General features: G+C 39.6%; 27 protein-coding genes and 2 pseudogenes. 4 read left to right on the top strand and 25 right to left on the bottom strand.

All coding sequences use genetic code 11. From position 1 onward, the window contains the following. Positions 1-23 precede the first annotated feature (23 nt). From NGI26_RS02680 to NGI26_RS02615, 14 genes and pseudogenes are all read right to left on the bottom strand, one after another. On the bottom strand, positions 24-2,570 hold the full coding sequence (locus tag NGI26_RS02680; protein ID WP_251935609.1) for a M1 family metallopeptidase: 2,547 nt from the start codon (positions 2,568-2,570) through the stop codon (positions 24-26). A gap of 122 nt (positions 2,571-2,692) precedes the next feature. Beyond that, a pseudogene (locus NGI26_RS02675) lies at positions 2,693-3,132 on the bottom strand (ASCH domain-containing protein). Positions 3,133-3,156: 24 nt separating this feature from the next. Next, positions 3,157-3,324, bottom strand: coding sequence for a hypothetical protein (locus tag NGI26_RS02670; protein ID WP_251935607.1), 168 nt, complete (start codon positions 3,322-3,324; stop codon positions 3,157-3,159). Beyond that, on the bottom strand, positions 3,325-3,651 hold the full coding sequence (locus NGI26_RS02665; RefSeq protein WP_353505213.1) for a DUF6707 family protein: 327 nt from the start codon (positions 3,649-3,651) through the stop codon (positions 3,325-3,327). Positions 3,652-3,785: 134 nt separating this feature from the next. Then, a complete protein-coding gene (locus NGI26_RS02660; RefSeq protein WP_251935603.1) occupies positions 3,786-4,145 on the bottom strand; it encodes a hypothetical protein in 360 nt (119 codons plus the stop codon). Next, positions 4,123-4,623 carry an NUDIX hydrolase gene (locus tag NGI26_RS02655; protein WP_251935601.1) on the bottom strand — a complete coding sequence of 167 codons (501 nt, stop codon included), beginning with the start codon at positions 4,621-4,623 and terminating at the stop codon, positions 4,123-4,125. Before NGI26_RS02655 ends, NGI26_RS02660 begins: the two co-directional genes overlap by 23 nt. 9 nt (positions 4,624-4,632) lie before the next feature. Continuing rightward, positions 4,633-5,331 (bottom strand): 3-oxoacyl-ACP reductase, encoded by a 699-nt coding sequence (locus tag NGI26_RS02650; RefSeq protein ID WP_251935599.1) that lies wholly within the window; start codon positions 5,329-5,331, stop codon positions 4,633-4,635. Further along, positions 5,324-5,560: a DUF2829 domain-containing protein gene (locus tag NGI26_RS02645; protein ID WP_000141913.1), complete on the bottom strand. Its 237-nt coding sequence runs from the start codon at positions 5,558-5,560 to the stop codon at positions 5,324-5,326. The genes NGI26_RS02650 and NGI26_RS02645 overlap by 8 nt, the downstream gene beginning before the upstream one ends. 92 nt (positions 5,561-5,652) lie before the next feature. Then, a pseudogene (locus tag NGI26_RS02640) lies at positions 5,653-6,578 on the bottom strand (aldo/keto reductase). Between the two features lie 256 nt (positions 6,579-6,834). Beyond that, complete coding sequence (metG, locus tag NGI26_RS02635) at positions 6,835-8,832, bottom strand: methionine--tRNA ligase (RefSeq protein WP_251935597.1); 1,998 nt, start codon at positions 8,830-8,832, stop codon at positions 6,835-6,837. Between the two features lie 135 nt (positions 8,833-8,967). Beyond that, positions 8,968-10,227, bottom strand: a complete 1,260-nt coding sequence (locus NGI26_RS02630) for an ABC transporter permease (RefSeq protein WP_251935595.1) — start codon at positions 10,225-10,227, stop codon at positions 8,968-8,970. Position 10,228: 1 nt separating this feature from the next. After that, positions 10,229-10,930, bottom strand: coding sequence for an ABC transporter ATP-binding protein (locus tag NGI26_RS02625; protein WP_251935592.1), 702 nt, complete (start codon positions 10,928-10,930; stop codon positions 10,229-10,231). Beyond that, positions 10,914-12,101 (bottom strand): efflux RND transporter periplasmic adaptor subunit, encoded by a 1,188-nt coding sequence (locus NGI26_RS02620; RefSeq protein ID WP_251935590.1) that lies wholly within the window; start codon positions 12,099-12,101, stop codon positions 10,914-10,916. Before NGI26_RS02620 ends, NGI26_RS02625 begins: the two co-directional genes overlap by 17 nt. 31 nt (positions 12,102-12,132) lie before the next feature. Continuing rightward, complete coding sequence (locus NGI26_RS02615) at positions 12,133-12,285, bottom strand: hypothetical protein (RefSeq protein ID WP_251935588.1); 153 nt, start codon at positions 12,283-12,285, stop codon at positions 12,133-12,135. A 53-nt stretch (positions 12,286-12,338) separates the two neighbouring features. Here NGI26_RS02615 and gor point away from each other — a divergent pair, with 53 nt between their 5' ends. Beyond that, on the top strand, positions 12,339-13,685 hold the full coding sequence (gene gor, locus NGI26_RS02610) for a glutathione-disulfide reductase (protein ID WP_251935586.1): 1,347 nt from the start codon (positions 12,339-12,341) through the stop codon (positions 13,683-13,685). A 139-nt stretch (positions 13,686-13,824) separates the two neighbouring features. Continuing rightward, on the top strand, positions 13,825-14,364 hold the full coding sequence (locus NGI26_RS02605) for a biotin transporter BioY (RefSeq protein WP_251935574.1): 540 nt from the start codon (positions 13,825-13,827) through the stop codon (positions 14,362-14,364). A gap of 206 nt (positions 14,365-14,570) precedes the next feature. Here NGI26_RS02605 and NGI26_RS02600 read toward each other — a convergent pair whose 3' ends face one another. Next, a complete protein-coding gene (locus NGI26_RS02600) occupies positions 14,571-14,786 on the bottom strand; it encodes a YdbC family protein (RefSeq protein ID WP_006145796.1) in 216 nt (71 codons plus the stop codon). 92 nt (positions 14,787-14,878) lie between these two features. On the opposite strand from NGI26_RS02600, the gene NGI26_RS02595 reads away from it, so the two are divergent. Then, entirely contained in the window at positions 14,879-15,199 is a 321-nt protein-coding gene (locus NGI26_RS02595) for a hypothetical protein (RefSeq protein WP_251935572.1), read from the top strand. Between the two features lie 29 nt (positions 15,200-15,228). Here the strand turns inward: NGI26_RS02595 and NGI26_RS02590 are convergent, their stop codons facing one another. The 7 genes from NGI26_RS02590 to rpsP form a co-directional block, all read right to left on the bottom strand. After that, on the bottom strand, positions 15,229-15,567 hold the full coding sequence (locus tag NGI26_RS02590) for an ATP cone domain-containing protein (protein ID WP_075567824.1): 339 nt from the start codon (positions 15,565-15,567) through the stop codon (positions 15,229-15,231). Between the two features lie 12 nt (positions 15,568-15,579). Then, positions 15,580-16,299, bottom strand: a complete 720-nt coding sequence (gene trmD, locus NGI26_RS02585; RefSeq protein ID WP_251937166.1) for a tRNA (guanosine(37)-N1)-methyltransferase TrmD — start codon at positions 16,297-16,299, stop codon at positions 15,580-15,582. Further along, positions 16,289-16,807, bottom strand: coding sequence for a ribosome maturation factor RimM (rimM, locus tag NGI26_RS02580; RefSeq protein WP_251935570.1), 519 nt, complete (start codon positions 16,805-16,807; stop codon positions 16,289-16,291). The genes trmD and rimM overlap by 11 nt, the downstream gene beginning before the upstream one ends. 74 nt (positions 16,808-16,881) lie before the next feature. Further along, the gene (locus tag NGI26_RS02575) at positions 16,882-17,739 is read right to left on the bottom strand and encodes an alpha/beta fold hydrolase (RefSeq protein ID WP_251935568.1); all 858 of its coding nucleotides are present in this window, start codon (positions 17,737-17,739) and stop codon (positions 16,882-16,884) included. A 148-nt stretch (positions 17,740-17,887) separates the two neighbouring features. Next, positions 17,888-18,091, bottom strand: a complete 204-nt coding sequence (locus NGI26_RS02570) for an EamA family transporter (RefSeq protein WP_251935566.1) — start codon at positions 18,089-18,091, stop codon at positions 17,888-17,890. Positions 18,092-18,174: 83 nt separating this feature from the next. Further along, positions 18,175-18,414, bottom strand: a complete 240-nt coding sequence (gene kphA, locus NGI26_RS02565; protein WP_000379617.1) for an RNA-binding protein KphA — start codon at positions 18,412-18,414, stop codon at positions 18,175-18,177. A gap of 19 nt (positions 18,415-18,433) precedes the next feature. After that, complete coding sequence (gene rpsP, locus NGI26_RS02560; protein ID WP_004253064.1) at positions 18,434-18,706, bottom strand: 30S ribosomal protein S16; 273 nt, start codon at positions 18,704-18,706, stop codon at positions 18,434-18,436. A 167-nt stretch (positions 18,707-18,873) separates the two neighbouring features. Here rpsP and NGI26_RS02555 point away from each other — a divergent pair, with 167 nt between their 5' ends. After that, positions 18,874-19,062: a hypothetical protein gene (locus tag NGI26_RS02555; RefSeq protein ID WP_251935563.1), complete on the top strand. Its 189-nt coding sequence runs from the start codon at positions 18,874-18,876 to the stop codon at positions 19,060-19,062. Between the two features lie 407 nt (positions 19,063-19,469). On the opposite strand, the gene NGI26_RS02550 is transcribed toward NGI26_RS02555, so the two are convergent. From NGI26_RS02550 to NGI26_RS02540, 3 genes are all read right to left on the bottom strand, one after another. Beyond that, entirely contained in the window at positions 19,470-20,051 is a 582-nt protein-coding gene (locus NGI26_RS02550) for a TMEM175 family protein (protein WP_251935561.1), read from the bottom strand. A gap of 396 nt (positions 20,052-20,447) precedes the next feature. Further along, a complete protein-coding gene (gene cadX / locus NGI26_RS02545; RefSeq protein ID WP_000711085.1) occupies positions 20,448-20,786 on the bottom strand; it encodes a Cd(II)/Zn(II)-sensing metalloregulatory transcriptional regulator CadX in 339 nt (112 codons plus the stop codon). Positions 20,787-20,797: 11 nt separating this feature from the next. Continuing rightward, on the bottom strand, positions 20,798-21,412 hold the full coding sequence (locus tag NGI26_RS02540) for a CadD family cadmium resistance transporter (protein ID WP_286009824.1): 615 nt from the start codon (positions 21,410-21,412) through the stop codon (positions 20,798-20,800). Between the last annotated feature and the right edge of the window lie 344 nt (positions 21,413-21,756).

The raw sequence follows: 21,756 nt of genomic DNA, 5'->3' as shown, positions 1-21,756 counted from the left end.
ATTACTATTTAGAATAGAAGGTTTTAAGCCTTGCCATATTGTGCAACAACTGCTTCAACCGCTGCTTTCTCACGCTTAATCAAGTCAACACGAGCTGCGATATCCTTGATACCCATTCGGATGTTGCGGCTAAGAGCAAGGTCAGAGAGTTGTGGCTCAAAGAATTCCTTGTACTCTGCCAAACGTTGATCTGTTTTAAAGATATGTGATGGGAAGATAACAAAGCTGTCAAAGCTCATGTCACCACCAAGGGCTGCTTTGATCCAATCCCAATTTTCACGAGCCCATACCCAAACAGTTTCTTGGGTTACTTGGTGTCCGAGGAATTGGAGGTACCATGAAGAAAGGTCTTGTGGTTTCACTACAAACTTGTCCTTCCATGAGCTAATCAAGGTTTGGATATTGTCAGCATCTGTACTGTATGCAAGAGCTCCGGCCAACTGGCGTTTAAAGACCGCATCCGTCGCATGAGTGTATAGATCCAGATAAGTTGTGACCAAATCCTTGGTCTCATGGTGTTTCATTTCATTGATAAGGACTTGAGAACGAATAGCTGCTGGAAGTCCTGCAAGATTTTCCTTGTGAGCTGCAAAGATCTGACTAGCGACTTGACTAGCTTCTTCATCATTAGAGCGAATCATCATGGAAATAGCTAACTGACGAACCAATTCATCCTCATCTGATTCCCCATCTTTGGCTTCAAAACCAAGACGGTCATAGTTGTGACGAGCTAATTTAGCAACCAAAGTGTTAAAGGCTTTCTCAGTTTCTGTTCCTTCATCAATAAAGCGCTCAAGGGCAGAAATCACTTGAGAAACAGCTGAAACCACAAGGTAGGACTCTTCCTTAGCAAGTTTATCAAGGACTGGGAGCAAGTCAGCATAAGAAATGTGTCCTGCTTCAGCAAGCAAACGACGTTCTTGAACGATTTGCAGTTTGCTTGTGTTATCAAGTATCTCTAGCTCAGCAAGAACAGCTTCTAACAAGTCTCCTTGATAGTCGGTAATGTAGTGGGCAGTATTTTCAGTGTTGAGACGAAGAGCTCCGTTATTTTCAGCAAGAAGAGCTGCGTAGCCAGGAATTTCGATACTTTCCGTTTCAAGTGTATCTGGCAAGCCTTTCCAGTTACTGTTAAGGGGTACTACCCAAAGACGGTTCTTGTCTTCATGCTCACCAATGAAGAATTGTTTTTGTGAGATCTTCAAAACATCATTTTCAACTTTGACAGTGAGAACTGGGTAACCAGGTTGTTCCAACCAAGAATCCATGAAGGCCGCCACATCACGTCCTGACGCTTGTCCAAGGGCATTCCAAAGGTCACGACCAATGGTATTTCCATACTGGTGTTTTTCAAAGTAGGCATGCAAACCTTTAGCGAAATCAGCATCACCTAGCCAACGACGAAGCATGTGCATGAGACGGCTTCCTTTGGCATAGACGATAGCTCCGTCAAAGAGGGTATTGATTTCATCTGGGTGTTTAACTTCGACGTGGACAGACTGAACGCCATCAGTCGCATCACGTTTAAGAGCGGCTGGTACTCCACCTGTTTGGAAGTCTTCAAAGATATTCCAAGTTGGCTCGATGGCATCCACACAGACGTATTCCATCATGTTAGCGAAGCTTTCATTGAGCCAGAGGTCATCCCACCATTTCATAGTAACGAGGTTTCCAAACCATTGATGGGCAAGCTCGTGGGCGATAACAAGGGCAACTTGCTGACGGCTAGCAAAGGTTGAGTTCTCATCCACAACCAAGTAAACTTCACGGTAAGTTACAAGACCCCAGTTTTCCATAGCACCCGATGAGAAGTCAGGGAGGGCGATATGAAGCGATTGAGGAATTGGATATTTAACTCCGTAGTAATCTTCGTAAAACTCAATGGAGCGAACAGCGATGTCCAATGAGAAATCAAGATTAGATAGTGGGTGGGCTTTGGTAGAGTAGACACCTACGAGAGTACCGTTTTTTGTTTTAGCCGTTACCCCTTGCAAATCACCAGCAACAAAAGCCAACAAGTAGGAAGACATACGAGGCGTTGTTTCAAACTTCCAGATACCTGTTTCCTTACGGTTTTCAACATCAATCTCAGGCATGTTAGACAAGGCCACTTCACCTTCTACTTGGTCAAAGCGGAGAGCGAGATCAAAGGTTGCTTTGGCTTCTGGCTCATCCACACACGGGAAGGCTTCACGCGCAAAGTGGCTTTCAAACTGCGTAGACAAAACTTCCTTCTTCACTCCATCAACAGTATAGTAAGAAGGGTAAATTCCTGTCATGTTGTCTGTGATTTTTCCTGAAAAAGCGATAACCACTTCAACTTGATCTACCTCAGCCAGTTCGATATGAAGGGCTTCATTTTCATGATCAACTGTAAATGGACGAGCTTGACCTGCAACTTCTACAGAAGCGATTTCCAAGTCTTTTTGGTGAAGGGAAATACGGTCACTTTTCGCATGACCACTGATGGTCACCTTGCCAGAAAAGGTCTTGGTCTCACGACTCAAGTCTAAAAATAAATCATAGTGTTCAGGAACAAATTGCGTAATAAAATGTTCAACTGCTTGCATAGTTTTCTCCTATTCTAAGTTTAAGAGCTGCTACTCTTCTTCAAACAAACTTATTATATCATGTTTTGCTTGAGAAAAAAGGATTGGACGGCAATTTCCAAAACTTTCTTCCTTCTATCTGTCTACAGAGGGTAGACCTTGAGAAATTCTTCCAAAACAACCTTGCTGTCAGGTGTAAAAGTCAGTCCGGCCTCCCTCATCCACTCGGTGAAAAAGTCCTCATGAACCTGACGCCAATAGGCTAAAGATTTATCCCCTCACCTTCCTTAAAGGCATGGTCAGCAGAAACTTGATGAAAGGGCTGAACGGAAACCTTTGTAATTTCGACAATACAGACAGCCTGATTTTGACTGTCTAAAATAACATCGAAGGTCCCTTCTTGTGGAAGAGGTTCATCCTCTAGTGCATAGAGGTCGTAGGCTGAGGCGGTTGCTGTCTTTTCGCCTCTTAGAACTAAATCTGCCAAGAGATCTGCTTCCACTCCAAAAGCCCAGGCATCGATTTCATCTCTGATCGAGGGATTGATTTTCTTGTATTCATTCCACATTTCTTGAGGTGTCATGTGTGCTCCTTTTCATTTACTTTTTTATTTGAAGGGATAGAGTTGCTTAAATCCATTTTCTAGAATGTAGTTACGAAGGATTGAAATGGTTTCTTGGATTTCGGAATTCACTAAGTCCTGATTTATTTCCAATTCATTAGAAAAAACTTTTAAGTACAATAAATGAAATAAGATTCCCATTCTTTTATTCATTTATGAGGTTTCATCCTTGGTTTTCTCTAATTCTTTTTTTAGAGTATTCAATCTAAAACCTGTCAAAAACCGCTTATGAACCTTTTGCTTCCCAGATACACTTACTTCATCACCGAAATCTCGCGCATATAAAATCCGATCTTTGACTTGTGTGAGATACTTATCTTCATCAATCAGAATAGCTAGTAATGCTGAATTTTGAACAGGCTCCCACGTTCGATAATCCCCCTCAAAAGGAACTTTCAACATTTTCTTAATTAAATACTCAGACAGATCACGATGATCTGACAAATAAAAGACATAGCATAAACGATTGAGAACATGCATACCATCTGTTTGAGTTTTCTTATTCTTTTTAGGTACCAGACTTAAATACGATCCGATTGAGCATCAGTCTCAATATCCTGTAATAAATCTTTAAGGTTCATCTATCTACTCCTTTTAACACTTACAATAGGCCTTTACTCTATCCCATCATCTTTATTATATTCTATCATGCATTTGACTGCATATTCTATCCATTCCCAAAGGTCATGAAACTCTTTCCTTTGCTCCCAGCCTTCTACAGCAAAATCATGAATTAGTTGTACTTTATTGCCTTTTCCAATTTCAAAACAAGCAGTATCGTCACAATCCCCTCTTTTAGCAAATGGAATCAACTTTCTTGTCGGGTACCTTTCCTGCAACCCCTTATACAGGGACAAGGCCCATTCCGAATCTAAAAAATACCAAACATCAAAATCAACTAAATTAAGTTCTATCATTTTTTTAAAAGATTCAGGATACTGAAATATACTTTCATCCATTAAATAATTTTTCATTGATTACCTTCCAATTCATATACAAAGTTTTATCCAATTCTGGAATTTCTAATAACTCTTTCTTAAGCTTTAATACTAAGGGCAATGCGTTATCTTCATTAATTTGCTCAAGAGGAATCCAAAGTGCATTTGCTGAATCATTACTTCCATCAAGAACCTCATGAGGAAGTGATTTTTGATAGCGTTCGAAATCAAGTACTATATCATAAAAGGCCATGATATGATGTACTGCGAAGTCTTTTCCCTCTTCTTGAACCAGCACATCATAGATTCTAGGGTTTGAATAATCGCTAATCGTATACCCCGTCTCTTCCAAAATTTCTCTAATCAGAGTTTCTGTCAATCCTTCACCTAGTTCCTGGCTACCCCCAGGTAGATCATAGCGATGTTGATATGGACCTCTCGTTTTCTCAATGCAGAGTAACTTCCCATTTTCAAAGCAAACGCCATAGACGCCAAAGTGATTTTTGATTTCCATCAGATTCCCCTACTTCAAACTCCAACCACCATCAATGGTCAGGATTTGTCCTTGCATGGCAGATGCCTTTCCACTGGCCAAAAAGAGACTGACTTCTGCCACTTCTTCTGGCTCTATCCAGCGTTTGATAGGGGTCTCGCTAGCCACCCAGTCTGCTAGGCCGCCTGGCTCAAATTCCGCAGCGGTCATAGCCGTTTTGACAGCACCTGGTGCGATACCAAAGACCTGAATCCCAACTTCCGCATAATCCAGGGCCAGCTGTTTGGTAAAGCCCGCTAGGGCATGCTTGGAAGAAGTATAGGCGTGACCGCCACCTCCCGCTAGATTTGAAGCTATGGAACACATATTGATAATGATTCCCTTCTTTTTCTCCAGCATTTGCGTCAAATAATAACGAGTCAGCTCCACTGGAGTCACATAGTTGATTTCAAAAATTTCTTGAATTTCCTGCGCAGTCTGTTCCAAAAGTGGTTTGTAATCATCCAACACTCCAGCAGTATTGCACAAAATATCCACCTGAGGACACCAGTCAAAAACAGGTTTCAAGTCTAATGTCAAATCCCTCTGTAAAAAGTGAAAATCACCCTGTAAAAGTGGATTTTCGCCTTGGTCAACTCCATAAACTTGATAGCCCTTCTCTAAAAAGAGGCGAGCTTGAGCTAGACCGATCCCTGAACTCACTCCCGTAATCAATACGCGTCTAGTCATGCACTTCTACCCAATCCGTCGCCAAAACATCACAAGGTGTCGGACTCCACATAGAAAAACCTTCCCCTTCTCCAGACACATTGATTAGGAAATAGGGTGTCACTTCAAGGGCGACTCCATTTTGTTCAATGGTATCAAAGAGCTGGACATAGTTTTCAGCTCCTCCCCAGCCAGTACGAACGTATTTCTTTTTTGCCTTTAGCCCAGGCAAGATTTCTTCAAATGTCATGTTTTTCTCCTTAATAGTTCTCTTGTCTTATTATAACAAAAAACCGTTTTTCAACGGCTTTTTGACTGTGAATTCTTAAAATGCATTTTTTCCTATGGCAAATCATTCCCTGCTGCTAGGTAAATCTCATACCATTCTTTTCGAGTTAGGTTAACATTACTTGCTTGGCTTGCTTCTATCAAATGTTTAGGGTTAGTTGTTCCTACTATTGCCTGCATCTTAGCTGGATAGCGTAAGACCCAAGCGATAGCAATAGCTGATGGGCTGACTCCATATTTTATCGCTAGTCGATTTAGAACTTGGTTTAGTTGTTGGAACTTCTCATTGCCAACAAAATTCCCTTTAAAATATCCGAACTGTAAGACTGACCAGGCCTGAATCACCATGTCGTTTAATTTACAGTATTCAAAGATACTTCCATCACGCAAAGCTGCCTTGTCCCCTTCCATATTGACATGAAAACCGGATTCAAAACCTGGCGTGAAAGCTGCACTTAGTTGTAATTGATTGATCGATAGAGGCTGTTTGACTTCCTTCTTTAGCAATTCTATCATCATAGGATTTTGGTTGGACACACCGAAATCTCGAACTTTACCAGATGTGTGTAGGATTTCAAAGGCTTCCGCCACTTGGTCAGCTTCCATCAGAGCATCTGGTCGATGGAGAAGCAAGCTATCTAAATAGTCAACCTGCAATCTTTTTAAAATTCCATCTACTGACTCTAAAATATACTCTTTTGAAAAATCAAAATAGGTGAACTCTTCAATGCGAATGCCACATTTGGACTGGATCCACATCTTTTCTCGCAGGTCAGGACGATTGTTTAACACTTGACCCAGTAATTCTTCGCAACGACCTACACCATAGATATCTGCCAAGTCAAAGGCATTGATTCCTACAGATAGGGCTGTTTCAACCAACTCCTCAACCTCTTTAGCCGACTTGTCACTGATTCGCATCATTCCGAGAACAATTTCTGACAGTTCTTTTTTTCTTGACCAAATGAAATGTATTTCATGGCAACTTCCTCCGTTTTTCTTCATTATAAAACAGAAGGCCACTTTTAGCAACTGACACCTTACAAAAGAAAGAGAGTGGGACAGAAATCGGTCATTCGTTAGAATTCGATTTCGTCGTCCCACCTCCGCACAGTTGAGTAGGGCTGTAAAAGCTGATGAAATCAGCGTAGTAGAGCTCACTCAACCACTGCGTCTTGCTCGACACTCAAAAAACAATTGAGAGGCTAGGACTTTTTGTCCCAGCCTCTTTAAATCTTAGCCAATCACACTTCCGTTTGGTACAGCTGAATCAACTGTGAGAAGGGTTAATTTGCCATCATGTTCAGCTGAGAGGATCATCCCTTGGCTGACATATTTTTTCATCATTTTACGTGGTTTGAGGTTGGCAACGATTTGGACTTTCTTGCCGACCAATTCTTGTTCATTTGGATAGTATTTTGCAATTCCTGAGAGGATTTGACGATCTTCACCATCACCAGCATCGAGGCGGAATTGAAGCAACTTATCAGAACCTTCAACTTTAGAAACTTCTTTGACTTCTGCGACACGGATTTCAACCTTGTCGAAGTCTTCAAACTTGATTTCTTCCTTGTTTAGTTTGAGTTCGACTTCATCTGGATTCCATTCTTTTTCGACAGCTGGCTTATTGCCTTCCATTTGTTCCTTGATATAGGCGATTTCTTCTTCCATATCGAGACGTGGGAAGATTGGTGTTCCTTTGGTAACTACAGTGACACCCTCAGGGAAGTCAGCCAAGCTCAAGTTTTCAAGACTAGAAACTTCTGCTAAACCAAGTTGAGTCAAGACTGCGCGACTGGTTTCCATCATAAATGGTTCAATCAAGTGAGCTACGACACGAAGGCTGGCTGCCAAGTGGCTCATAACACTTGCCAATTGGGCGCGAAGTGCTTCATCCTTAGCCAAGACCCATGGAGCTGTCTCATCGATGTATTTATTAGTACGTGAAATAAGAGTCCAGACTGCTTCAAGGGCACGTGGGTAGTCAACTGCTTCCATGTAGGTGTGGTAGTCGGCGATTGATTGTTCTGCTACTTCAGCAAGAGCATTGTCAAACTCTGTTACACCTTCTACATAGGCTGGAATTTGTCCATCAAAATACTTGTTAATCATAGAAACCGTACGGTTGAGGAGGTTCCCGAGGTCATTTGCCAATTCATAATTGATACGGCCTACATAGTCTTCTGGAGTGAAGGTTCCGTCTGAACCAACTGGAAGACTACGCATGAGGTAGTAACGAAGTGGATCTAGTCCATAACGCTCTACTAGCATTTCAGGGTAAACGACATTCCCTTTTGACTTAGACATCTTGCCGTCTTTCATGACAAACCAACCGTGGGCAATCAAGCGGTCAGGTAATTTGATATCGAGCATCATGAGAAGGATTGGCCAGTAGATTGAGTGGAAACGAAGGATGTCTTTTCCGACCATGTGGAAGACTGTTCCGTTCCAGAACTTGTCAAAGTTCCCATGCTCATCTTGTCCATAACCAAGAGCTGTCGCATAGTTGAGAAGAGCATCAATCCATACATAAACAACGTGTTTAGGATTTGATGGGACTGGTACACCCCAGGTAAAGGTTGTACGAGATACCGCCAAGTCTTCCAAGCCAGGCTCGATGAAGTTACGCAGCATTTCATTGAGGCGACCATCTGGAGTGATGAAGTCAGGATGTGATTTGAAAAATTCGACCAAGCGATCTTGGTATTTGCTGAGACGAAGGAAGTATGATTCTTCAGAAACCCACTCCACTTCATGACCTGATGGAGCGATACCACCAGTCACATTTCCAGCTTTATCACGGAAGACTTCTGCCAGTTGGCTTTCTGTAAAGAATTCCTCATCTGAGACTGAGTACCAACCAGAATATTCACCCAAGTAGATGTCATCTTGAGCTAGCAAGCGTTCAAAGACTTGAGCCACTACTTTTTCATGGTAATCGTCTGTGGTACGGATAAATTTATCGTATGAGATATCCAGTAATTGCCAGAGTTCTTTAACTCCAACTGCCATGCCATCAACATAAGCTTGAGGTGTGATCCCAGCTTCTTCTGCTTTTTGTTGAATCTTTTGACCATGCTCATCAAGACCAGTCAGATAAAAGACATCGTAGCCCATACGGCGTTTGTAGCGGGCTAGGACATCACAGGCGATAGTTGTGTAAGCAGAACCGATATGAAGTTTACCAGATGGATAGTAAATCGGTGTTGTAATATAAAAATTCTTTTCAGACATAATTTTTCCTTTCCAGGCTAATGAAACCTGTTTTTCTAACACTTCATTATACCATATTTTTAGTGATTTTCGATAGAGAAATCCAACCAAAAACAAGACAGACTTGTGTCCATCTTGTTTTTCCTGTTGATTATCTTATTCATAGCGAAGGGCTTCGATTGGATCGAGCTTAGAGGCTTTATTGGCTGGTAGAACACCGAATATCATACCGATACCTGCTGAGACCGCTAAACTAAAGAGAGCTATTGGGATGGATACTCCAACTTCGATTCCTGCGATCAAGTTTTGAAGAAGAACACCTGCAAGCATGGTCACCCCTGCAGCCAGCACAAGACCGATGAACCCACCTAACAAGGTTAAAATCATGGATTCAATCAAGAACTGAACCAGAATATTAGCCCGTGTTGCTCCTAGCGCTTTGCGTAGACCAATCTCACGAGTACGCTCTGTCACCGAAACAAGCATAATGTTCATAACACCCGTACCACCGACAAAGAGGGAGATCCCCGCAATGGCACTAATAATCGTTGTTATGAAGCCAAACATTTGTTGCACTTCATTGAAGGCTTCCGTTGCATCTGCTATCTGATACTCCCCTCGTTGGAGACCTGCAATCTCCGTCATTCTTCTAGCCAATTCTGGACCCAAAGTCTGAGTCAAGCTAGTATCATTGACACGGAAGACAATATTTGAAATCTCGTCTGTGTTAAAATTAGCTGCAAGAGAAATATTGGTCGTAATTGGTAGTCCTCCGACTCCAAAGGATTTTACAGCCTTAGCTTCTTTACTTTCATAAACACCAATAACACGATAACTGATTTCATTTACTTCAACAATCTGATTGAGAGCTTCTTGTGCTGAACCAAAAAGGCTATTGGCAAGTTCTTCATCTAAAATAATCACGTTTGCAAAATCTTTATAATCTTGTGCTCTAAGACTTCGACCTGCAATGATTTTATTTTCGACCGCATCCATATAAGTGACATTCCCACCCGTCATGTTAGCGTGTTCCACCTTTTTATCCTTATAGGTCAAGGTCACATTGGCTGAGTTGGTCACATAGTAACTATCCACTCCCTTGAGCTTAGCAGCTTCCTTAACCCAGGCTTCTTGAGGTTTTGGTGGTTCAACAAAATCTTCTTCTCGTCCTCCAGACAGGGTTAGAGCAGATTGCTTCTGGGTAAAGGAACCGTCCTTACTCTTTGTAGGGGAGAAAAATACATGGATGTCTTTCTGGGACTTGGTCATGTTTTTATTGACCTGACGAGACATGGAATCTCCCAAGGCCATGATTACAACGACCGATGATACACCGATAATAATCCCTATCATGGTCAAGAAGGAACGCATTTTATGGGCCATGATAGATGAAAAGGCAAATTTCAGATTCTGCATCTTAATTTTCCTCCTTTTCTACTTGGGCACTATCAGACGAAATGACACCATCACGAATGACGATTTGACGCTTAGCATAGGCAGCAATTTCAGGTTCATGCGTAACCATGATGATGGTTTTTCCTTCCTTGTTTAATTCAACTAAGAGTTGCATGATTTGATTTCCAGTTTTGGTATCAAGGGCTCCAGTAGGTTCATCTGCCAAGATGATAGACGGATTGTTAACGAGTGCACGCGCTATGGCCACCCTTTGCTTCTGACCACCTGATAATTCCGATGGCAAGTGATGACTTCTGTCCGTCAACTCAACTTTTTCCAAATATTCTTCTGCTAATTTACGACGTTTTGAGGTAGAAACACCAGCATAGATTAAGGGCAATTCTACATTTTGTAACGCATTTAATTTAGATAAAAGAAAGAACTGCTGAAAGACAAAACCAATTTCTTGATTTCGAACCTTGGCTAATTGTTTTTCACCCAAACCAGCTACTTCTTTTCCATCTAGAAAATACTGACCACTTGTAGGGGTATCTAACATACCAATGGTATTCATGAGGGTAGACTTACCAGAACCAGATGGTCCCATGATTGCTACGAATTCTCCCTCGTGTACTTCAAGGTTAATATTTTTAAGGACTAGGAGCTCTTGGTCACCATTGCGATAGCTACGGCAGATATTTTTGAGGCTAATTAGTTGCTTCATCAGTCTTCACCTCTTTTCCTTCTTGCAAGGAAGCTGTCGGATTACTGATGACTTTTGCTCCATCTTTCAGACCAGATGTGATCTCTTGGTTTTCTGCGTCCGCATTGCCCAATCCAACTTCAACTTTTTTGGCCTTTTGATTTTCATCAAGAATCCAAACATAGTTTTTATCTTCTTCCATAACTACGCTCGTAATCGGAACAATCAATGCTTTACTAGTGCTTTTCACTTCGACACTGACTGTAAATCCCTGCTTCAAATCACCAATTTCACTTGTTACATCAACGGTATAGGGATATTTAGAACCTGAATTTGAGGCAGCAAGACTTGCACTTGCTTCACTATTATTTTTGGGATAATTTGAAATATAGCTAATCTTACCATTCCAAGTTTTATCTGGATAAACTTTAGAAGTAAAGGTGACTTCTTGACCGACAGAAAGGTTAGCTAGGTTGTATTCAGAAAGCTCCCCCTTGACCTGCAAATTATCGTTACTTACGATATGTACCAATACTTGACTATTTCCTGTCGGAGATTTTGAAACGTTACGATTCACTTCAACAACTGTTCCCTCCACCGTACTCAATACCGTAGCAGCATTCAACTGGGCTTGGGCTTTTTCGAGTTGCGCTTCTGCATCTGCGCGCACATCACGCGCATCACTGATTTGTGAATCAATAGCAGCTGTGGCAGAACCGGATGACTGGGCTTGAGCTTGAGCAGGTACTCCGTCTAGACCTGTTTGAGGAAGGCTAGGTGTAGCGGCGGCTGTATTTCGAGCTTCATTCAATTCATTGATATGACGGTCAGCTTTAGCAACTGCACGACTGGCAGCATCATAGGCAGCCTGAACTTCAGTACTGCTATACTTAACGAGTGCCTGACCCTCGCTCACCTTATCTCCCACGGAAACCAAAACTTCATCCAAGTCTCCCTTACTAGAATCATAATAAATATATTGTTCATTCTGAGCAGTTACAGTACCTGATAAGAGAACCGATGATGCTACTGTCCCCTCTTTGGCAAGAACAATCTTCGCAACTTCATCTTTGGTTGCTGCTTGATTTGGTTGTCTCAATAGAAGAACAGCAGCTGCTCCTACTACAAAAACGGATGCAACACCGATAGCTGTAAACAAAGGCCATTTTTTAGCTTTTGACTTCTTTTTCATATCATACCTCTTTTATAAATATATATTAAGATTATAGCACAAGTCCTAAAAATGGACAATTGCTTTCTGACCATCCAAAAATAATTGCCAAATCTTTTATTGTTGTGTTAGTTATATAATACAACTTCTTTTTTATTTTTGCAAGCATTTTCTTAAGAAATTTAAGCGTAGCAGATTTTTGCATTGACCTCCAAAAAAAGATAGAATATGAGTAGAAAACAAGTAAAGGAGCTTTCTATGAGAGAATACGACATTATCGCCATCGGTGGAGGTAGCGGGGGTATTGCTACCATGAACCGTGCTGGTGAACATGGTGCTAAAGCTGCAGTTATTGAAGAAAAAAAATTAGGAGGAACCTGCGTTAATGTTGGTTGTGTACCCAAGAAAATTATGTGGTATGGAGCCCAAATCGCAGAGAGTATCCACAAATACGGACCCGACTACGGTTTTACAAGTACTGGGAGTGAATTTGATTACGCCACGCTTCGTCAGAATCGTGAAGCTTATATTGACCGTGCCCGCTCTTCTTACGACGGAAGTTTCAAGCGTAACGGGGTTGATTTGATTGAAGGACGTGCTGAGTTTGTTGATGCTCATACTGTCAGCGTTAATGGAGAGTTGATCCGTGCCAATCATATCGTGATTGCAACTGGGGCCCATCCACATATTCCAGCTATTCCTGGGGCTGAACTAGGTGGTAGTTCTGATGATGTCTTTGCATGGGAGGAGTTACCTGAATCTGTAGCCATCCTAGGTGCTGGCTATATTGCTGTCGAACTTGCTGGTGTACTCCATACACTCGGTGTCAAGACGGATTTATTTGTACGCCGTGATCGTCCGCTACGTGGATTTGATAGTTATATCGTTGAGAGCCTGGTTCAGGAAATGGCAAATACTGGATTAAATCTACACACACATAAGGTTCCAGCTAAACTTGAAGAAGCTGAACAAGGCATTCGGATTCATTTTGAAGACGGTAGCACTCATACTGCTAGTCAAGTTATCTGGGCAACCGGTCGCCGTCCAAATGTTGAAGGGCTTCAGCTTGAAAAAGCAGGTGTTAAACTTAATGAACGTGGTTTCATTCAAGTTGACGAATACCAAAACACTGTCGTCGAAGGTATCTACGCACTTGGAGATGTCACAGGTGAAAAAGAACTGACTCCTGTCGCTATCAAGGCTGGCCGTACACTCTCAGAAAGACTTTTCAACGGTAAAACCAATGCCAAAATGGACTACACTACTATTCCAACTGTTGTCTTCTCACACCCAGCTATCGGAACTGTCGGTCTAACTGAGGAAGAGGCCATCAAAGAGTACGGACAAGAAAACGTTAAAGTCTATACTTCAAAATTCGCATCTATGTATTCTGCAGTTACCAGTCACCGCCAAGAAGCTCGCTTTAAACTCGTTACAGCTGGTGAAGACGAAAAGGTAGTTGGCCTTCATGGAATCGGCTACGGAGTGGACGAAATGATTCAAGGTTTTGCAGTTGCTATCAAGATGGGAGCCACAAAAGCTGATTTTGATGCTACTGTCGCTATCCATCCAACAGGTTCAGAAGAATTTGTGACTATGCGATAAAACAAACAGAGACCTCCGGGTCTCTTTTTTGTTCTAAATCGGGCGTTACAGATTTGTAACCTTTTATTTTAAAATAGGTTGACATTTATATCTTATTCAGTATAATAGTTACTATAATTTATAGAAGAGGTTAACTATTTTGAAAAAAGCTCATATCTACGCTATTCCTGCTATTGGAGCAGCTCTTATTGCAGTATTGGCCCAGATTAGTATCCCGATTGGTCCAGTTCCATTTACTCTGCAAAACTTTGCTATCGGACTCATTGCTACTGTTTTTAGACCAAGGGAAGCCGTTCTTTCTGTTGGTCTCTATCTCTTACTGGGTGCTATCGGTATTCCGGTTTTTGCTAGCGGAGGAGCTGGTTTTCATGTTTTGGTAGGGCCAAGCGCTGGTTATCTTTGGTTCGACCTTGTCTATGCGGGACTTACTTCCTATCTCATTCACACAAATAGTGGCGTCTTACGTATTTTCTTTGCAAATCTCTTGGGAGATTCTCTTGTCTTTGTAGGTGGTATTCTTAGTCTCCACTTCTTAGCTGGGATGCCATTTGATAAAGCACTGGCTGTCGGTGTCATTCCCTTTATCATTCCTGATCTTGCAAAAATCGTTGCCATCAGTTTTATCGGTCGACCACTCCTTCAACGTCTCCGTACTCAATCCTATTTTTCAAGCAAATAAAGAAATGAGGCTGGGACAAAAGTCCTGGCCTCTTTCTTGTCTTTGGATTGTCGAGTAAGACGCAGTTGTTGAGTGGGCTCTACTAGGCTGATTTCAGTAGCTTTTACAGCCCTACTCAACTGTGCGGAGGTGGGACGACGAAATCGAATTCTAACGAATTATTGATTTCTGTCCCACTCTCTTTTAGATTATTCTTCCATAAATGCTTACTGATTTTTGAAGGCATCCACCATCACTTGAAACTCCTCATTTGAGAGGGTGATTCCTTTCCCCATCTTTGTATGGTCAGGACTCCAGCTACGAATGTCAAACTTGGCTGGTGCACCATTAAAGCTGACACGATTGATTTCTTTCGTCCATCCTTTTTCGTTTTCAGATAGAGTGAGTAGGTGTTCTTCGATTTCAAATGTAAATTCTGCCATATTCTTCTCCTTTTTGTTCTCAATTGATTATTCGAAAAATCTTGTAGATTTCATAAAATTTTTATATAATGATTTAAAGAAGGGAGGCCGGAATGAAAAATTTATTAAAACAGGCTTTGCAAAAAGTCCATGATTTTGTTATTGGATATGAAGATTCCATTCCTGAAAAAAGCGATCCCCTAGTTGCTAGACTTGAAGAAGCGATAGCTAAAAAAAAGGCTGTACACATCATTTTTGCTGAGTCAAGTTTTACAGGCGACATTATCAAGTATGATACGAATCGCCAACAAATTATCGTTAAAAATTTCGCCAAAAACGTCAGCCGAATTATTCGAGTATCGGATATTCGAAGAGTAACTTTCGTTCCCTCTACTATCCAAACAGCTCAAAAAAGAAGATTTAAGAAAGAGTGAGATGCTTCTATCATCTCACTCTTTTTATCTTAGCGAATTTGTTCAAAATGTAAGTGAACAGCTATGTGATCACCGTAGCCACTTCTCTCCAAGTCGCGTTGCAAACGGTAAGAGATATAGTGTTCAGCAATAGTGATGTATCCTGCACCTAGTAAGCGGTGCTCAACCATTGACTGGATCATACTGATCGTTGCACGTTCTACTTTTGCTTCTTCAAGATCCAACACAACTTTCTTAGTGACTTGGGCGAGATTTTGGCGCAAATCATCTGTCAAGACATAAACTGTCTGTGCAGCTTTCAGGATAGCCTGATAGATTTTATCTGGGTTAAAGTCTGCGACTTGTCCATCACGTTTAATTACTTGCATAAGTTTCTCCTTTTAGTCGTTTTTTTCTTTAATTTCAGCCAACATTTTCTCTTCTTCTGCTGTTAGTTCATACTCTTCCAGCAAATCTGGCCTACGTTGGTAGGTTTTCTTAAGACTTTCATAGAGTCTCCATTGTCGAATATTCTCATGGTGACCACTCATGAGCACCTCTGGAACCAACATGCCACGATAGTCATAAGGCCGTGTATACTGAGGATACTCGAGAAGACCTGATGAAAAGCTATCATCTTGGTGACTAGATTCTTTACCAATCACCTCTGGTATCAAGCGAACTGTAGCGTCAATCATGGTCATTGCTGCCAGTTCTCCTCCAGTTAGGACATAATCTCCGAGAGATATTTCATCGGTTACCAAGGTCTTAATTCGCTCATCATAGCCTTCGTAGTGACCACAGATAAAGATTAGTTCCTCTTCTTGCGCCAAATCCTCAGCGTAAGCCTGATCGAACTGTTTCCCAGCTGGATCTAAGAGAATCACGCGCGGATTTTTCTTTTCAATGGCATCAAAGGCATCAAAGATCGGTTGTGCTCGAAGTAGCATACCTTGACCACCACCATATGGTTCGTCATCCACATGACGGGCCTTTTCAGCATATTCGCGAAAATTATGATAGTGGATATCCAAGAGCCCTTTTTCTCGAGCCTTTCCAACGATTGAGTGCTCCAGCGGAGAAAACATCTCAGGAAAGAGGGTCAAAATATCAATCTTCATCATCTAGTCCTTCTAAGATCTCCACTTGAACCCGCTTGTTTGGAATATCAACATTGAGAACTACTGGCGGAATATAAGGTAAAAGTAGGTCGCGTTTTCCTTTTCTCTTGACCACCCAGACATCATTGGCACCTGGTTGTAGAATCTCCTTGATAGTTCCTATCAAGTTATCTTCCTCGTAAACTTCCAAACCGATTATCTCATGGTAGTAAAACTCACCTTCATCAAGATCATTGAGATTAGCTTCAGCAACTTTTAAACTATGACCTTTATATTTTTCAATATCATTGATATGGTACATATCCTTGAACTTGATAATATCAAAGTTTTTTTGCTTACGGTGGGTAGCAATGACCACTGTTCGAACAAACTGATCCTTTTCATCAAACAAGGCTAACTCTGCCCCTTTTTTAAAGCGTTCTTCAGTAAAATCTGTCACAGACAAGACCCGCATTTCACCTTGCAAGCCCTGTGTATTAACAATCTTTCCAACGTTAAAGTAGTTCATTTAATCTCCTGTGTATCTTACTCCCTTTATTTTATCATGTTAGAGGGATTTTCACAAGCTGAATAGGTCCTGTCTTACAAGGCTACTACTTCTTCAAAAAAATCACCAACTATCTGATTAAACTCTTTAGGATGGTCATTCATCGGTTGGTGTTTACTATCTGAAATCGTTACTTGACGCGCATTGGGATTTAAGGCAATGATACCATCGTAGATCATTTTTAGGTGTTTGGGAAAATCGTTTTCACCTCTTACTAATAGCATGGGAGGATTGCCATGATAACCTTCTATCTCATGGACAGCTAAAAAACCTGTGATACCAAGGTTCAAAAAAACATCTCGTCCAGTTTCTATAATGGCCGTCTTGACTAATTCTCTTGTGATAGGATTATCTGTACACATTTTTGAGTTCTTATCAGCAATCACCTTCCAAGGAATCGTTTTGTACATAAGAGAAGAATATTTTATGCGATTTCTCTCTTTATCCGATAGGTAACGATGCTGTCCCCAACTATCTACCATGACCAAGGCTAGAACTCGATCTGGATGACGATAGGTATACTCTTGAAGTGGATTTCCTCCCCAAGAATGTCCGACCAATATCACCTTATCTAGCTGGAAATAGGACAAAATAGCATCTACATCTTGAACAGCACCTTCTAAGTCAGGTAGACCAGCTTTCATAGGTGATTCACCCTGTCCTCTAACATTTACAAAGTAGAGGTCAAATCCTTCAAAAGCATCATACTGGTTGGCCCACATCTGACTACGTCCACAAGCTCCATGATAAAAAATAATGTGTCCTTTACTTGAGCATCCAGGGCGATGATAAACAACCAAATCACAATCTAAGACTGGTATAATGTGACGTACCAAAGTCTCGGGTTTTCTGTTATAAAAAGCAATAGCTTCAGCTATATCATTTTGCTTCATTTCTACACTCTCTCCTCTTTATCCTAGTATCATTCTTTTATCTATTTTATCATGCTATATTAAAATCATGGTTTTCTAAACTTGATTTCATTAAAAATTTTGAATTTTCTGTATCGTCTAGATAAAGAAAAAGACTGCTAAACAATCTTTACTTTTTTCTCATCAGATTCATGCCTAAAATTCCAGCAATAATCAAAGTAGCTACAATCACATGGAAACTATAAATTGGTTCGTGGAGGATAAGAGCTCCGGCTAGAATGGTCAAAACTGTTCCAAGATTACCAAAGACACTGACAGTTGATGCTCCAAGTCGAACAATAGCATAGATAGAGAGACTACTGCTAATGTTCAAGCAAGTAGGCTTGTAATTGTCTAAACGTTAAATCCTTCATCTTCTCCTCCTCACAAAAAAGCGAGACATCTGTCCCGCTTTCTTTATTTTTCATCGATAACGATTCTTACTTTTTTGTCTTCAGTTGGGACAGAGTAGACAATCGTTCTTATCGCAGAAATAGTGCGACCCTTACGACCGATTACACGACCCACATCGCTCTGGTCAAGATCCAAATGATATTCCAAAAATTCTGGTGTATCTTCAATCTTGATAGTTAAGGCATCAGGTTGTGAAATCAAAGGTTTCACAATTGCAATAATGAGATTTTCAATCGTATCCATCTGTCAACCTACTTTAAACTTATTTTGAGAATTTAGAATCGTGGAATTTCTTCAATACGCCTTCTTTTGAAAGGATGTTACGAACTGTATCTGAAGGTTGAGCTCCATCAGCCAACCATGCAAGAATACGGTCTTCTTTCAAAGTTACTTGGTTTTCTTCAACAAGTGGGTTGTAAGTTCCAACTGTTTCGATGAAACGTCCGTCACGTGGTGAACGTGAATCTGCTACGTTAATACGGTAGAAAGGTTTTTTCTTAGAACCCATACGAGTCAAACGGATTTTTACTGCCATTTTTAATATCTCTTTTCTTTTATTTTTTATTTCGGTGAAATAGCTTAGCTATTTAGCACATGTTCTATTATAGCAGATTTATGAACGGTGTCAAGAAAAAAACTTGACAGACTTTAAAATTTTTTAATTTTTTAGACTAATAGGGATAAATTAGAAAGAAAAAATTTATGAATACTACTTTTGATACTGTCTATAAAGACTACCCTGTCAAGCCCTATATCTTTCCTAATCTTGATATGGAAGGCCCTAAACCTGTCCCAAAACGCAAAATGGAACTATTAGAAGACAATCTATTAGTAGATGATATCACTCTCCTATGGAGAGTCCAGTTTGGCACTTTTACAACCGAAACATGATTTTAAAAACTCCCATTCGAATATGTTTCAAAATTCGCTTAAAATCAATGTTTTCCCACTTTTTCAGAAAACAAATTTTCATCTAATTTAAATAACTTTCAATTAAATGGTGTGAATTTTGCTTAAAATCATCAAAAACACCCCATGGTGTGAACCATGAAGTGTTGTAAATGCTGTATTGTAGCTAGTTTTTAACGTTTAGAAAACTACCTAGCTTTACGAGCTTTCTTAAGACCTGGTTTGGAAAGTATGGATTTCAGTTGGACTAAAAACAGCGTAATATCAAGGATTTTCTGAACGATATCTACTTTTTAATTTCATAAAATATGAATCAATAAATTATAAATAGGGGAATAGTTTAGGTCTGTAAGCATTAAAATAATACACCTAACTTTGGTCACCGTTTTTTAGTTATTCACTCTTTTTTCAGATAGTGTTTTTAAAGTTATGATGTAAAATGCTGCAATTAAAACACTATACATCATAATCGGAGGATAGAGAATTAAGGATAGAATCAATCCCACTCCTTTAATTATTAGGTCAGGTATCAATAACTTTCTATATTGTGCGGTAGCTTCAAGTAATTCTTTCTGATCTATATTGGGTTTATCAATTACTTTATGCAAAAACCAGTTTGCTACCGTTGAAACAATAACGATCAGTCCATAAAAGAGCTGTGCCGTATGATTCATGAAATGACTACTAACGATTCCAGTAGCGTAGGGCATAAATGAAACAAAAAATAAAAGAAACAAATTCCACCAAACAATTTGTTGAGAAATTTTCTCAACCTTTTCCCATAATGTGTTTAGTGCCATCCATAACGATCCCAACCAGAAAAAAGAAAGAAAATAAGCAAAGAAATTTTGCCGTAAATCCCAAAAAGCTTGAAGATTTGGTGTCGTTGGTTTTTCTAATTCTAAGATTAGGATAGTCATTATAATTGCTAGAACCGCATCTGTCAATGCAATTAATCTATCTTTCTTCATCAGATTACATCGCCTTTCATTTTGTAGCATTCTATCTCATCGTATAATATTTATTAATCTTAAATATTAGATATTCATTTCATACTTTGAGTACAAACAAGATACACTAAAAAACATGTATCTGTCATATTTTATTTAACTTTAGAAATATTCATCCATCTAGTCAATAAATATATCATATTTCACAATAAATGACTACTATCAAAGATACATTTTCTTTCAGATTTCTTCCTTTTCAACTTGGCTAACTTGACCTGCATTACCTAGGTCGCTTTGCTTTAAATTATACTTTTTTCTTAAACATTTGATACGAGTAGGTATTTCTTATGGGAAATTTTCATCAAAAAATTTCATATATAATCCCCTATAATCATGGAAAAGTAGTAAAAATAGTTGTTATCCTAGTTGATTAAAAAAATCTCTGATTTCCTCATCCTTTATAAAATAATATATAATTTTCCCCTCTCTTCTAGTGTCCAAGATGTTTTGATTGGCTAGTTTACGAAGATGGTGGGAAGCAGATGCCATACTGAGATTTAGTAAACAGGCTATATCACAGACACAGAGTTCTTCAACAGCAAGGAGATAAAAGATGATATTTATCTGTTTATTATCGGTAAACTTTGATAAAATACGAAGTGATTTTTGGACTTTTTCCTTTTCAAGGTAGTTCGTTGCGGTTGTAACATTTTGTTGATTTATAATATTCACTTGGCAGATACTATCTTTTTTCATAATTTTTTCTCCTAGCCGAACACAGTCCTTAGCATGTCAAAGCTGTTGTTTTCAATCAGAATATACATCCCCAATCCTAAATAAACAACGGCAATAAACCATCTGCTATATTTTTCCAAAGTTTCTCCAACAGAAGGGACTTGTGCCAATTTTTGGGCAGAAAAAACCAAGAGATAAATCATGACTAGAAAGGTAAGTAAAGCCACTATCAAATTCGCTAAATTTAAGGTAATAAAATATGGGACAAAAACACCAATATTGTCAGCACCACAACTTGCAAAAGTAATCATAGCGACTAGAAAAACCAGGTTTTTATTATCTTTGCGCAAACCATCTTTTGCAATAGCTTCTCCATCAGAATCTCCTAAAAGCAAAACTTTGAGTCCTAGGAAAATTGGAATCAAACCGAGCAAACCTAAAATCTCTTTACTAGGAATATAATTTAAGACAAATGCAAAAAGTAAACTTAGCAATATTAGACTAACAGAGCCTAGAAATTGTCCTAAATAGATGTTAATGATGTCCTTTCTGCTTTTTCTTTTGGCAAAAAATAACATTAGGATAATAAGTAAGTCTACGGCTGTCCCAGAATACAGGATTATTGAAGTAACAACATTTTGAACCATAAAACACCTCATTCAAATATATTTTTGAATGTATTTTAACATTAAACTTTGTAGATGTCAACTTCAGCTCCATAAAAGTATAGATAAGAAGGTAGAGATTGGACTGAAATATAGTGAAATGTATTAAAATTGAAAAAAGAAAAAACGCTTGAAATCAGAGTTTTTCTTATGTATTGATTCGTATTGAATGCTTACTTCACTTCTGTAAAAATTATCTTCTACACCTACAAAGCTTATTCTGACAGACTTTATAACAGTCTAAGAAATAAAGTAGAGATCCATACAGTATCTAGATTTTCCAAAAATTCTTTATCATCAAATATTATTAACGAAACTATCCAAAC

Source organism: Streptococcus sp. Marseille-Q0941, assembly GCF_943736975.1.
Lineage (GTDB): Bacteria > Bacillota > Bacilli > Lactobacillales > Streptococcaceae > Streptococcus.
The sequence above is the reverse complement of the archived record's forward strand: the minus strand, read 5'-3'. Positions and strand labels throughout refer to the sequence as shown.